The organism is Streptomyces sp. NBC_00250 (assembly GCF_036192275.1).
Classification (GTDB): Bacteria; Actinomycetota; Actinomycetes; order Streptomycetales; family Streptomycetaceae; genus Streptomyces.
Window position 1 is genome coordinate 4,717,661 of the sequence record NZ_CP108088.1, and the last position, 13,422, is coordinate 4,731,082.

The 13,422-nt window shown below is 70.7% G+C and carries 10 protein-coding genes and 1 tRNA gene; 1 reads left to right on the top strand and 10 read right to left on the bottom strand.

Going from position 1 to position 13,422, the window contains the following annotated elements:
* Positions 1-6 precede the first annotated feature (6 nt).
* The 5 genes from OG259_RS21340 to OG259_RS21360 form a co-directional block, all read right to left on the bottom strand.
* Positions 7-1,473, bottom strand: coding sequence for a peptidoglycan D,D-transpeptidase FtsI family protein (locus OG259_RS21340; RefSeq protein WP_328943718.1), 1,467 nt, complete (start codon positions 1,471-1,473; stop codon positions 7-9).
* Positions 1,470-2,909 carry an FtsW/RodA/SpoVE family cell cycle protein gene (locus OG259_RS21345; protein ID WP_328943719.1) on the bottom strand — a complete coding sequence of 480 codons (1,440 nt, stop codon included), beginning with the start codon at positions 2,907-2,909 and terminating at the stop codon, positions 1,470-1,472. Before OG259_RS21345 ends, OG259_RS21340 begins: the two co-directional genes overlap by 4 nt.
* Before the next feature lie 26 nt (positions 2,910-2,935).
* Positions 2,936-4,429 (bottom strand): Stp1/IreP family PP2C-type Ser/Thr phosphatase, encoded by a 1,494-nt coding sequence (locus tag OG259_RS21350; RefSeq protein ID WP_328943720.1) that lies wholly within the window; start codon positions 4,427-4,429, stop codon positions 2,936-2,938.
* A 179-nt stretch (positions 4,430-4,608) separates the two neighbouring features.
* Positions 4,609-5,136, bottom strand: a complete 528-nt coding sequence (locus tag OG259_RS21355; protein WP_328943721.1) for an FHA domain-containing protein FhaB/FipA — start codon at positions 5,134-5,136, stop codon at positions 4,609-4,611.
* Between the two features lie 10 nt (positions 5,137-5,146).
* Complete coding sequence (locus tag OG259_RS21360) at positions 5,147-6,007, bottom strand: DUF3662 and FHA domain-containing protein (protein WP_328943722.1); 861 nt, start codon at positions 6,005-6,007, stop codon at positions 5,147-5,149.
* A gap of 433 nt (positions 6,008-6,440) precedes the next feature.
* Between OG259_RS21360 and OG259_RS21365 the strand changes: the two genes are divergently transcribed.
* Positions 6,441-6,527 (top strand) — tRNA-Leu (locus tag OG259_RS21365).
* Positions 6,528-6,672: 145 nt separating this feature from the next.
* Here the strand turns inward: OG259_RS21365 and OG259_RS21370 are convergent.
* The 5 genes from OG259_RS21370 to OG259_RS21390 are packed head-to-tail and all read right to left on the bottom strand — an operon-like array spanning position 6,673 to position 13,408.
* Positions 6,673-8,112, bottom strand: a complete 1,440-nt coding sequence (locus OG259_RS21370) for an FAD-dependent oxidoreductase (RefSeq protein WP_328943723.1) — start codon at positions 8,110-8,112, stop codon at positions 6,673-6,675.
* Positions 8,109-9,206, bottom strand: coding sequence for a methyltransferase (locus OG259_RS21375; RefSeq protein WP_328943724.1), 1,098 nt, complete (start codon positions 9,204-9,206; stop codon positions 8,109-8,111). The genes OG259_RS21370 and OG259_RS21375 overlap by 4 nt, the downstream gene beginning before the upstream one ends.
* 14 nt (positions 9,207-9,220) lie before the next feature.
* Complete coding sequence (locus OG259_RS21380) at positions 9,221-10,177, bottom strand: NAD-dependent epimerase/dehydratase family protein (protein WP_328943725.1); 957 nt, start codon at positions 10,175-10,177, stop codon at positions 9,221-9,223.
* Positions 10,178-10,190: 13 nt separating this feature from the next.
* Positions 10,191-13,001, bottom strand: a complete 2,811-nt coding sequence (locus OG259_RS21385; protein WP_328943726.1) for a non-ribosomal peptide synthetase — start codon at positions 12,999-13,001, stop codon at positions 10,191-10,193.
* Positions 12,998-13,408 (bottom strand): cobalamin B12-binding domain-containing protein, encoded by a 411-nt coding sequence (locus tag OG259_RS21390; protein ID WP_328943727.1) that lies wholly within the window; start codon positions 13,406-13,408, stop codon positions 12,998-13,000. The genes OG259_RS21385 and OG259_RS21390 overlap by 4 nt, the downstream gene beginning before the upstream one ends.
* Between the last annotated feature and the right edge of the window lie 14 nt (positions 13,409-13,422).

A 13,422-nucleotide genomic window follows, 5' to 3' on the forward strand; every position in this document is an offset into this window, starting at 1 on the left:
GAGACGTCAGCCCCGGGTCTTCAGGACCGCCTTCATCACGGCCTTCGCGATCGGCGCGGCCAGGCCGCCACCGCTGATGTCCTCACGGTCGGTGCCCGCCGAGTCCTCGACGACGACGGCGACCGCGACCGGGGAACCCTCGGCGGTCTTCGCGTACGAGATGAACCAGGCGTAGGGGCGCTTCGCGTTCTTGGCGCCGTGCTGGGCCGTACCCGTCTTGCCGCCGACCTTCACGCCGTCCATGTTCAGGTCGGCGTTGCCACCGGTGCCGTTGGTGACGACGCTCTCCATCATCTGCTGGAGCAGCTGGGCGTTCTCCTGCGAGACCGGCCGGCTCATCTCCTCCGGCTCGGTCTTCTTGAGCAGGTCGACGTTGGGGGCGCGCAGCTCGTCGATCATGTACGGCTTCATCAGCTTGCCGTCGTTGGCGATCGCCGCTGTGACCATTGCCATCTGGAGCGGGGTGGTCGCGGTGTTGAACTGGCCGATGGAGGAGAGCGCGTTGCCACCGCGGTCGGCCGTCTTGTCGTAGACCGAGGCGGAGGAACGGACCGGGGTGAACTGCTCGGCGTTGAAGCCGAACTTCTCGGCCATCTCCACCATCTTGTCGCGGCCGACGTCGTCGCCGAGCTTCGCGAAGACCGAGTTGCAGGAGATGTCGAGGGCACGCTTCAGGCTGGCGTCGGCACAGCCGCTGGCGTGGTTCTTCATGGGCACGCGGGAGAGCGGGATCTTCCAGCCCTCGGGGGTGTCGGTCGCCGCGTTGATGTCCTTGACCTTGCCGTTCTCAAGAGCGGCGGCGGCGGTCACGACCTTGAAGACGGAACCGGGCGGGTAGATCTCTCGGATCGCCCGGTTCAGCTTCGGCTTGCTCTTGTCCTTCTCCAGCGCCACCCAGGCCTTCTCGTCCTTGCGCGAGTAGCCGGCGAAGGAGGTCGGGTCGTACGAGGGGGTGGACGCCATCGCCAGGATCTTGCCGGTCTTCGGCTCGATGGCGACGACGGCGCCGGTCTTGCTGCCGAGGCCCTCGAAGGCGGCCTTCTGGGCGGCCCCGCTGAGGGTGGTGACGACGTCGCCGCCCTTCTTCTTCTCACCGGTGAACATGGCGAGCGTGCGGTCGAAGAAGAGCCGGTCGTCGTTGCCGGTGAGGATGCCGTCCTCGATCTTCTCGATCTGGTTGGCGTCGTAGGCCTGCGAGGCGTAACCGGTGACCGGGGCCCACATGGGGCCGTCGGTGTAGGTGCGCTTGTACTTGAAGTACTCGTCCTTGGAGTCGACGGAGCCGGTGATCGGCTTGCCGTCGACGATGATGTTGCCGCGCTCGTTCGCGTATCGCTCGATCCGGACACGGGTGTTCTTGGGGTGGGCGTTGAGTTCGTCGGCTCGGACGAACTGGACCCAGTTGTCCCGCAGGAGCAGGGCGAGGATGAGCAGGCCGCAGAAGATCGCGACCCGGCGCAGCGGCTTGTTCACGGACGGACCACCTGGGTCATTTCGGCGTCGGGGGACGGGGCGGGCGCGGGCGCGGGGCGCCGCGCGGTGTCGCTGATCCGGATCAGGATGCCGATCAGAGCCCAGTTGGCGATCACCGAAGAACCGCCGTACGCGAGGAACGGCATGGTCATACCGGTGAGCGGGATGAGACCCATCACACCGCCGGCGACGACGAAGATCTGGAGTGCGAAGGCACCGGAGAGGCCCATCGCGAGCAGCTTGCCGAAGGGGTCACGGGCGGCGAGGGCGGTGCGGACACCACGCTCGACGATCAGCCCGTAGAGGAGCAGGAAGACCATCACACCGGCGAGGCCGAGCTCCTCGCCGACGGTGGCGAAGATGAAGTCGGAGTTGGCGGCGAACCCGATCAGGTCGGAGTTGCCCTGGCCGAGGCCGGTGCCGAGGATGCCGCCGGAGCCGAAGGACATCAGCACCTGGGTCATCTGGTCACACGCGTTCAGCATGTTGGGGTCGGTGGCCGTCTCCAGGCACTCGAACGGGTCGAGCCAGGCCGCCACACGGGACTGCACGTGGCTGGCCGTGGAGCCGACGATCACCGCGCCGGCCACGGCCATCAGCAGACCCATGACGATCCAGCTGGTCCGCTCGGTCGCCACGTACAGCATGATCACGAACATGCCGAAGAACAGCAGCGAGGTACCGAGGTCGTTCTCGAAGACCAGGATGAGGAGGCTGACCGCCCAGATCGTGAGGATCGGGCCGAGGTCACGGCCGCGCGGCAGGTAGAGCCCCATGAAGCGACGGCTGGCCAGGGCCAGAGCGTCCCGCTTCACCATGAGATAGCCGGAGAAGAAGACCGCGAGGACCAGCTTGGCGAACTCACCGGGCTGGATGGAGAAGCCGCCGACGTTGATCCAGATCTTGGCGCCGAAGACATCCGTGCCGAGGCCCGGGACGAGCGGCAGCAACAGCAGGACGAGGGAGACCGCCATGGAGATGTACGTGTAGCGCTGGAGGACGCGGTGGTCCTTCAGGAGCAGCAGCACGCCCACGAACATGGCGATGCCGATGGCCGAGTACATCATCTGGCTGGGTGCGTCGGGACTGAAGCTGTTGTACCGGCTCATCGAGGTGGCGATCAGCCGCGGCGACTGGTCGAGCCGCCAGATCAGCACCAGGCCCATGCCGTTGAGCAGGGTCGCCAGGGGCAGCAGCAGCGGGTCCGCGTACGGGGCCCACTTCCGCACCACCAGGTGCGCGACGCCCGCCAGCAGGGCGAGCCCGAGCCCGTACCCGGCCATGCCGGCCGGGACCTTGCCGTCGATGGCCAGGCCCACGTTGAGGTAGGCGAACACCGGGATGACAACGGCGAACGCCAGCAGCGCCAGCTCGGTGTTGCGGCGGCTCGGCGCCTCGATCGCGCCGATGGTGGTCGTGTTGGTGACAACGCTCATGGTGGTGAAAGGCCCCCTACGGGTGCTTACTGCTTGCCGCAGTTCGAGGCCAGCTTCTGCTCCTCCGCGGTGAGGGTGGGACCCGGGGTCGGAGCGGCTGTGGTGGGCTTGGATTCGGGTTTGGCGGCGCCGTCCGGCGTCTCGGCCGGCGGCTTGCTCGCCTGGTCGGCGGCCTTCTCGGCGGCGGCACGGCGCTGCTCGGTCTTCTTGCAGGCCGAGGCCTGCACGGCCAGCTCGGAGATCTTCGTCTCGGCCTTGGCGAGGCTGCCGCCCGTGATCGTGTCCTCGACCTGCTTCTGCTGGTAGTCGGGGAGGTACTTGAGTTCGATCTCGGGGTGGTCCTTCTCGACCTTCGACAGCGAGACCCACGCGAGGTCCTGGCTGATGCCCTGGTACAGCGCCACGTGCTGGTCCTTGGACCCGACGAAGTACTGGGTCTGCGTCCAGCGCCAGCCGCCGTACAGCCCGCCGCCGATGACCGCGAGGACGAGGATCAGGAAGAAGGAGCGCTTCAGCCACTTGCGGCCCTTGCGCGGCTTCACGAAGTCGTCGTCCGTGTACGACTCGAAGGAGCCCTGCGGGGGCATTCCGCCGTAGCCGTGGTCGTCGCCGCTTCCGGGCGGGCCGAACCCGCCGGCGGGCGGCTGCTGGTGCGGGGCCGGGCGGCCGAGTCCGGAGGCGCGGCCCGCGGGGGTCTGCATGGCCCCGCCGTCGTTCAGCTGGGCGGCCTGGTTCTCGGCGACCGCGCCCACGATGACCGGGGTGTCGCTGAGGTGACCGGCGAGGGTGTCGCCGCCGTCGACGTCCAGGACGTCGGCGACGATCACCGTGATGTTGTCGGGGCCGCCGCCGCGCAGGGCGAGCTGGATCAGCTCCTGCACGGTCTCCTGGGGGCCCTGGTAGCTGGCGAGGGTGTCCTCGAGCGTCTGGTGCGAGACCACGCCGGACAGGCCGTCGGAGCAGATCAGATAGCGGTCGCCGGCCCGGACCTCGCGGATGGAGAGGTCGGGTTCGACGTGGTCACCGCTGCCGAGCGCGCGCATGAGGAGCGAGCGCTGCGGGTGGGTGGTGGCCTCTTCCTCGGTGATCCGGCCCTCGTCGACGAGCCGCTGCACCCAGGTGTGGTCCTGGGTGATCTGGGTCAGCACGCCGTCGCGGAGCAGATAGGCGCGCGAGTCGCCGACGTGCACGAGCCCGAGCCGCTGGCCGGTCCACAGCAGGGCGGTGAGCGTGGTGCCCATGCCTTCGAGCTGCGGGTCCTCCTCGACCATCATCCGGAGCTGGTCGTTGGCGCGCTGCACCGCCGTACCGAGCGAGGTGAGGATGTCGGAGCCGGGGACGTCGTCGTCGAGGGTGACGAGGGTGGAGATCACCTCGGACGAGGCGACCTCACCGGCGGCCTGGCCGCCCATGCCGTCGGCGATGGCGAGCAGCCTGGGCCCGGCGTAGCCGGAGTCCTCGTTGCCCTCGCGGATCATGCCCTTGTGCGAGCCCGCGGCGAATCGCAGGGACAGAGTCATGCGCACCTGCCCTGTCGACGCCGCATCGGGGTACGGCCGGTCTCGACCCACACTGCCCACCCTCCGGTCGCTCCGGTCACGCCGGTCGCTTCAGTCGCTCCGGTCGGGAGCGCGGCACAGCCTGTGGCGGGGACCGTCCCGACTCGCTCGCTCCGCTCGCGCCTATTCATGATGTAGCACTACTTCCGCAGCTCGATGACGGTCTTGCCGATGCGGATCGGCGCGCCCAGCGGAACGGGTGTCGCGGTGGTGAGACGGGTCCGGTCGAGATACGTGCCGTTGGTGGACCCGAGATCCTCGACGATCCACTGGCCGTCCCGGTCCGGGTAGATCCTGGCGTGCCTGCTGGACGCGTAGTCGTCGTCCAGCACGATCGTCGAATCGTGCGCCCGGCCCAGCGTGATCGTCTGCCCCTGGAGGGCGACGGTCGTGCCGGTGAGGGTGCCTTCGGACACGACCAGCTTGGTCGGGGCGCCGCGGCGCTGCCGCCCACCGCCCGCGGGCTGCTGGCCGCGCTGCTGCGGCGGCGCGGCGGCCTGCCGCGCCTGCTGCTGCTGCTGAGGTCGCGCCTCCTGGCGCCGCGAACCGCGCTGGGTGACCCGCGTACCGAAGAGGTCGCTGCGGATGACCTGGACGGCCACGATGACGAACAGCCACAGAACGGCCAGGAAACCCAACCGCATGACCGTCAGGGTCAGCTCTGACATTGCCCCCGCTTCACCCTTCGGCTTGCCGGTAAACGATGGTGGTGCTGCCCACGACGATCCGCGAGCCGTCGCGGAGCGTAGCGCGGGTGGTGTGCTGCCCGTCCACCACGATGCCGTTGGTGGATCCCAGATCCTGGATCGTCGAGGGCGTTCCGGTCCGGATCTCGCAGTGCCGGCGGGAGACGCCGGGATCGTCGATCCTCACGTCCGCGTCGGTGCTGCGGCCGAGGACCAGGGTCGGGCGGGAGATCTGATGGCGGGTGCCGTTGATCTCGATCCAGTGGCGGACCTGGGTGCCCGCTCCGCCGTGCGTACCGGGGCCGGGGCCCGCGGGACGGGCCGCCGCCGGCCGGTGGCCGGGGCCGCCGGGAGGCGGGGAGGCGGGCATGGGCGGGGCGCCGGCCGGGGGGTACCCGTAGCCGCCGCGACCCTGTCCCTGGGCCTGCTGCTGGTGAGGCTGCTGCTGGCCGCCCACGGGAGGCTGCGGCTGTGACGTACTCGACGCCAGGGTGCGGCTGCGGACGCGGTACAGACCGGTGTCGAGGTCCTCGGCCTTCTCCAGGTGGACCTTGATCGGTCCCATGAAGGTGTACCGCTGCTGCTTGGCGTAGTCCCTGACCAGGCCGGCGAGCTCGTCGCCGAGCTGGCCCGAGTAGGGGCTGAGGCGCTCGTAGTCCGGCGTGCTCAGTTCCACGATGAAGTCGTTGGGGACGACGGTCCGCTCGCGGTTCCAGATCTGCGCGTTGTTGTCGCACTCGCGCTGGAGTGCGCCCGCGATCTCGACCGGCTGGACCTCGGACTTGAAGACCTTGGCGAAGGTGCCGTTGACCAGACCTTCGAGACGCTGCTCGAAACGCTTCATGACTCCCATGGGGCACCTCCTCCGTCGTTGTCGTCCTCGTACTGCTTACTGATCGTATCCACGCGTCGGGAAATCGGCTGGTTCCCCTTCTCTGCCCTGTGGACGAGTGTCACCTCTCACAGGCTTTCCCCACGGATCGTAGAGGCGGCTTGTGGACAGTGTCCCGCACCCGGCTGTGGGAGTGGGGGCTCGGTCCGGGTCCGGGGGGCGGTCCGTCCGCTTCCTCCCCCTACCTTCCCTTCCGTCTCTCCGCCGGTCTCCCCTCTCTTCCGTCGTCCTCGGCACCGTCGTTCCCGCGTCCGTCGTTCCGTCCCTCCCTCACCTTGGTCTCCGTGAGCGGAGGCCAAACAACGGATGTGAATCCACGGTCTGCGACGTGCTAATCTTCTGATGTCGCCAGGCGATCGCACCGAAAGGTGAGGGAGCCCGGAGCACACCCAATGCGCGGGTGGCGGAATAGGCAGACGCGCTGGATTCAGGTTCCAGTGCCCGAAAGGGCGTGGGGGTTCAACTCCCCCCTCGCGCACCATCTCGGGAAACCGAGGAAACGGTCGGCATCGTGATCACGATGCCGACCGTTTCGTTTTCCCCTCATTCTTTCGGGCGGGGATGTGACGTAACCCACGGGTGCGGGGCGGGGTGCGTCCGCGGGACCGTGGGCTACGTCTCCGGGGTCAGGCCGCGGTCACCGGCCAGTGCCTCAGGGCCGCGCGGAGGGCCTCGGGGTCCGGGGTGTCGGAGGCCCAGGCGATGTGGCCGTCGGGGCGGATCAGCAGCGGGCCGGGCAGGTTCCCCGCCGGGGCCGCGAGGTGCAGCCACTTCGTCTCCGGTACCGGGCTGCCGTGGGCGACCAGCACGAAACGGCCGTCGCGCAGTACCTCGTACAGGCGCCGTCCGCCGGAGAGGCGGAGGTCGGGGACCCGACGGCCGGTGAGCCGGTGGCTGCCGCGCGGCGCCGGGTAGGCGATGCCGATCCCGGAGAGCAGGCGCTCGCCCGTCGCCGTCAGCGAGTTCAGCCGGTTCGCGAGCGGCAGTCCGACCTCGCGCAGACCACGCGTCAGACCGTTGCGGGGGGACCGCAGCACGCCCCGGGTGATCGCCCCGGAGACCCGCAGCGCCTGCCGCCCGACGGGGTGGCGCTCTCGCTCGTACGAGTCGAGCAGCGGCTGCCCGGCGCGGCCCTGGACCACGGCGGCCAGTTTCCAGCCCAGGTTGGCGGCGTCCTGGAGGCCCGTGTTCATCCCCATGCCGCCGGCGGGCGAATGCACGTGCGCGGCGTCGCCCGCCAGCAGCACCCGGCCCTCGCGGTAGCGCACCGCCTGCCGCTCGTCGCTGTGGAAGCGGGAGATCCAGCGCGGGTCGTGCATGCCGTAGTCGGAGCCCAGGACCCGGCGCAGCAGCGCGGAGAGCTCCTCCGCCACCACCGGCGCGTCGTCGGGCCGCTCGTCTCCCGCGACCCAGCCGATCGCCCGGTACCAGCCGTCGCCGAACGGCACGAGGGAGGCGAAGCCGTGCGCGTTGGAGTTGGTGGTCACCGCGTCGACGGGGATCTCGGTGAGCCGGATGTCGGCCAGCATCACCGAGCGCACCACCGACTTGCCGGGGAAGCCGATGCCGACCATCCGCCGCACCGAGCTGCGTACGCCGTCGCACCCGACCACGTACCGGGCGGTCAGGACGTCCCCGTCGGCCGTCTCCACCTCGACGCCGTCGTCGTTCTGGCGCAGCCGCGTCACCTCGGCGCCCCGCACGATCCGCGCCCCGGCGGCGCGCGCCCGCCGCTCCAGGAGCCGTTCCACGTGGTACTGCGGGGTGATCAGGGCGAACGGGAAGCGGGAGCGCAGCCGGTGCAGCCGGAGTTCGATCCTGCCGAAGACGCCGATCACGGGCGCCTTGCGGCCGAGTGCGACGAGTTCGTCGCCCAGGCCCCGGGCGTCGAGCAGCTCCAGGGTGCGGGCGTGCACCGCGAAGGAGCGGGTCATGGCGGTGTCGGCGGCCTGCTCGCGCCGTTCGAGCAGGGTGACCCGCACCCCGGCGGTGGCCAGGTCGCCGGCCAGGAGGAGGCCGGTGGGGCCTGCCCCGATGACGAGGACGTCCGCGGTGTTCTCGTTCACACCGTCGCCTCGATCAGGTGCTGGTAGGTGTTGACCGGGCGGACGTCCCGTACGGTCAGGCCGGCCCGCTCCACCAGTCCGAGCAGGCTCTGCCGGGTGTGCTTGCGGCCGCCGACGGTGAGGAGCATCCGCAGGTCCATCCCGGTGCTGAACATCTGCCCGGGGCCGTCGTCGACCAGGTTCTCCACGATGATCACCCTGGTGCCCGGGCGGGCCGTGCGTACGACGTTGCCGAGTACGACGACCGCGTCCTCGTCGTTCATCCCCAGGACGTTCTTGAAGACGTACGCGTCGATGTCGGCCGGGACGGCCTCGCGGCAGTCCCCGGCGACCAGTTCCGCCCGCTCGGCGAGCGTCCCGTCCTCGCGCAGCCGGGCGTCCGCGCCGGCCAGCACGTCCGGCCGGTCGAAGAGGACGCCCCGTACGTCCGGGTGGTGTTCGAGGAGGGCGGCGAGCAGTGCGCCCTGGCCGCCTCCGATGTCGGCGACGGTCCGCGCGCCGGACAGCGGCACGGCTCCCGCGACGGCCCTGGCGGACTGGATGCTCGCCTGGGTCATCGCACGGTCGAAGGCCGCCGCGGACTCCGGCCACGCGGAGTGCACCTGGTCGAAGAACTCCTGCCCGTGCAGGTCGACGAAGACGTCCTTGCCGGTGCGCACGGACTCGTCGAGCCGGCCCCACAGCTCCCAGGTCCACGGCTCGGTCATCCACAGCACGAGCTGGTCGAGGCTGTCCGGGGTGTCCGTGCGCAGCAGCCGGGAGATCTCCGAGGGGACGAAACGGCCCTCGGGGTCCTCGGCGAACACCTGGTGGCAGGTGAGCGAGCGCAGCAGGCGCCGCAGCGCGTCCGGGTCGGCTCCGACGGTCCGCGCGAGGTCGTCCGCCGTCGCCGGGCCTTCGCCGAGGGCGTCGGCGAGACCGAGCTTCACGGCCGCCCGCAGCGAGGCGGCGCAGCTGCTGCTCAGCGCGCGCTCCAGCAGGCTCAGCACCTGCGGCTCGGTGGACGGCCCGGTGGACGACTCGGTGGGCGGCTGGGTGGGCGGCTCCCACGACGGTTCGGCGGACGACGTGGTGGGTGCGGTGGAACCGGTCACGAAAGGGGGCCTCTCTATCGGGTCTGTCGGGCGGCGGCGGTGACACAGCCGGGGAAGTGCGCTTCGAGCACCTGGCGGACGCCGTCGCGCCAGGACCACTCGCAGGGGCCGACCAGGCTCCGGCGGCGGGTGTCGTCGTACGCGACGACCGCGCGGGTGACGTCGCCCGGGACGAAGTCGACGGGCACCCCGGTGAGTTCCGAGACGTGGGCGAGGAGGTCGGTGATGCCGACGACCTCGTCCCCGCCCCAGTTCACGACGGTCGCGGGCACCGTCGCCGCGGCCCACAGGCCCGGCACGTGCCGAGCGATGTCGTCGGTGTGGATCGGGGAGCAGTAGTGCTGGTCCGTGTGCGGGACCGCGACGGGCTGCCCGGCGAGCATCGCCCGGTAGTGGATGACCGGGGCCCCGCCGTGCCCGTGCGGCCCGTAGGCGACGTTGAGCCGGGCGATGGTGGTGGGCAGGCCGAGGGTGACGGCGAGGGCCCGTACGGCCCCCTCGGTGGCCAGCTTGCCCACCGGGTAGGTCGGCAGGAAGGCCGAGTGGGCCGCCAGCGGGTCGGTCTCGGTGTACCGGTGGTCCAGTGCCCCGGGGGCGTAGACCGCGCTGGTGGAGATGAAGAGGAACGATTCGGCGGATCGGCAGTGGGTCATCAGGCGGCCGGTGCCGACGGAGTTGACCGCCACCACGTCCTCGAAGTCCCCGTCGCCCCGCTCGACCGCCGCGTGCAGGACATGGGTGAAGTCGTCGGGGACCTCGTCCAGGCCGTCCCGCCCGTCCGGTCCGTACGCGGCCATGTCCCAGCGCCGGGTCCGGATGCCCCGGTCCCGCAGCCCGCGCTCCGTCTCCGGGTCCGAGAACCGGCCCAGGCACCACACCTCGTTGTCGCGGGCGAGCGTCTCGGCGGCCGTGCGGGCGACCAGTCCGGTCGCCCCGGTGATCAGGATCTTCTTGCCGGTCGGTGTCTGCATCCGGGTGGCTCCTCTACTGCTCGTCGGACGGGGCGGACAGCGACCGGGCCAGTTCCGCCCGCAGGATCGACTGGAAGGCGGCCACGTGCCGGGCGCCCATGAGGGTGTAGTGCTCGCCGGGCACGTCGAGGTACCGGGGCGCCTCGCGGGTGAAGTCGGTCCACCGGCTCAGCTCGTCGTCCAGCCAGTCCTGCTTGCTGCCGCGGAGCGGAACGGCGTAGAAGACGCTCATCCGGGCGACGTCGCCGGACGGCACGTAGCTCCGTCCGAGGTCGGTCAGGCCGTCCGCGAGCTCCGCCCACGCGGTGAACCGTTCGAGGTCCAGGTCGAGTTCGGCGAGCCGCTCCGGGGGAGCGATGTCGATCAGACGGCCGAGCTGCTCCCGCCTGTCCAGCGGCCGGAGTTCGGCGGGCAGCGTCTTCGCCCGCTGCTCGGAGACCAGGTCCAGGAACATGGCCAGGTTGACCGCGGTCTCGACGAAGTCGAGCTCGTCCATGCGGTACTTGATGTGCGGGGGGAGGTTGAAGCTGCCCAGGAAGTCGACGCGTTCACCGTCGGCCTCAAGGAGCTTGGCCACCTCGAAGGCCACCGCCGCGCCGAAGGAGTACCCGGCGATCGCGTAGGGGCCGTGCGGCTGCCGGGACCTGATGGCGTCCACGTACGCGCGTGCCATCTCGTCGAAGGACGCGAACGGCTTCTCCCCCGGGTTGAAGCCGCGGGCCCGCAGCGCGTAGAAGGGCCGCTCGTGCACGAAGTACTTGGCCAGGTTGACGAAGACGAGCACCTCGCCGACGCCCGGGTGCACGCAGAACAGCGGCGTCCCCTCCCCGCTGGTCTGCAGCGGGACGATCGGGTCGTACGGCGCGGGCGCGTCGCTCCGGTCCGCCTCGATGCGGGCGGCGAGCGCGCGGACGCTCGGCGAGGTGAGGATCGCGAGGACCGGTGGCTCCGTGCCCGGGAAACGCCGGGCGATCAGGCTCTTGAGACGCAGGATGTCCAGTGACGTGCCGCCGAGGTCGAAGAAGCTCGCCGTGGCGCTGATCGTCGCCGGGTCGGTCTCGAAGAGCTCGCCGTACAGCTCCGCGAGCGCCTCCTCACGGGCGCCCTCGGGAGCGACGTACCCGCCGAGCTGCCGGGTGACCAGGGCCTGGACGGAGCCCACCTGCTCGGCGTAGTCGCCGGCCTCCAGCCGGCGCCGCATCAGTGCGCGCGGGATTTTGCCCAGGCTGGTCTTCGGGAAGGCGTCCTTGGGCAGCGGAAGCAGCAGCGCGGGGCGGAAGCCCCAGTGCAGCACGACGCTGTTCCGGACGGCTATCAGCAGGCGGTGCAGCGCCGGCTCGTCGCCGGCCACCTCGGGGGCGGCCGCGAACGCGACGGCGAGCTGCTCGGTGTCGCTGCCCTTCGGACGGGTGGGGAAGGCGGCGACGAACGACTTCTCGATGCCTTCCAAGCCGTCGAGCACCGACTCCAGGTCGTGGCTGTAGTAGTTGACGCCGTTGACGATGACGCTGTCCTTGCTGCGCCCCACGAGGGTCAGCCGGCCCCCGTCGAGCCGGCCGAGGTCACCGGTCCGGAACCAGCCGTCCGCGGTGAAGGCGGCCTCGGTGGCCTCCTTGTCGTTCCAGTACCCGCCCGTGACCATCGGGCCGGTGAGCTGCACCTCTCCGGTCTCGCCCGCGGCCTGCGGCAGGCCGGTGTCCTCGGCCGCGATCCGGATGCGCAGCCCGTCGACCGGCCGGCCGACCGCCGCGAACTCGGCCTCACGGTCGGCCTCGGGGAACTCCCGGTTGTAGATGCTGCCGGCGCAGGTCTCGGTCATCCCGAAGGCGGGCCACAGGGCCTCGCGGCGCAGCCCGTACGGGGCCAGCCGGTCGAGGAAGCCGATGCCCGTGGCGACGGGGTTGGCCTCGCCGCCGGAGACGATGTGCCGCAGACAGGACAGGTCCAGGGACGGAGCGGCCGGCAGGCGGTCGACGATCTTGTTGAGCTGGCCGAGCAGGAAGTTCGGCGTGAACGTCATCGTCACCCGGTGCGCGTCGATCAGCTCCAGGAAGCGCATCGGGGCGGCGAGCACCGTCTCCGGGGAGGTCTGCAGCTGGACGGCGCCGACCGACAGCGGAAGCAGATGCGCTTCGAGGAGCGCGGCGACGTGGTCGTACGAGATCCAGTTCAGGGTGACGTCGTCCGAGGTCAGCGACTGCGTTCCGGCCTTCGCCGCCATGGAGGCCAGCAGATTTCCGTGGGTGAGCCGGACGGCCTTGGAGGCGCTGGTGGAACCGGAGGTGAGGACGAGGAGGGCGACGTCGTCGGGGGAGGCCGGGGTGAGCGGAAGCGCGTCTCCCTCGGTACCCGCGTCCGTGCCGGCCGGTGCCAGGTCTTCCAGGGTGACGACCGACAGGTTCTGGACGGCGGGGAGTTCCTCGCGCGTGCGGACGTCGGTGACCAGGAGCGGCCCGTCGAGCAGGGTGTCGACGTGGCCGAGCTGGGCCGCCCAGCGCTGCGGGTCGTCGCGCAGGGGGACCAGCGGGCACACCGTGATCCCGCCGAGCAGGCACGCCCAGAGGGCCGGCAGGAAGTCCTCCGGCCGTTCGAGGAGCAGCGCGACGATCCGGTCCTCGCCCACTCCGGACCTCCGCAGCCGGGCGAGGACGCGCAGCGACTCCTCAAGGAGCTCCGGATAGGTCTGGAGCCGGAAGTCGAGCGGCCGGTCCGCGGAGCCGTAACGGATCCCGTGCTCCGGGAACCGCGCGGCGGCCCGGATCAGCAGCGCGCCCAGGTCGGCGGTCGTGTCGTGGTCGGCTGTCGTGTCGTGCTCGGTCGTCATCGTGCCTCCTCGAGTGCGGCGATGTTCCGGGTCACCCAGGCGGAGATGTCGCGGGTGGGCGAGCCGGGGGTGAAGAGTGCGGCCACGCCCATCTCGCGGAGCACCGGGATGTCGGCCTCCGGGATGATGCCGCCGCCGAAGACGGTGATGTCCCGTGCGTCCGCCTCGTCGAGGAGTCTGAGGACCTCGGCGAAGAGCGTCATATGAGCGCCGGAGAGGACCGAAAGGCCGATGCCGTCGGCGTCCTCCTGGACGGCGGTGTCGACGATCTGGCGCGGGGTCTGGTGGAGCCCCGTGTAGATGACCTCGACCCCCGCGTCCCGCAAGGCGCGAGCGATGACCTTCGCCCCTCGGTCGTGTCCGTCAAGGCCGGGCTTGGCGATCACGACCCGAATCGGCGTGTCCATCGGATTCCCCCTCT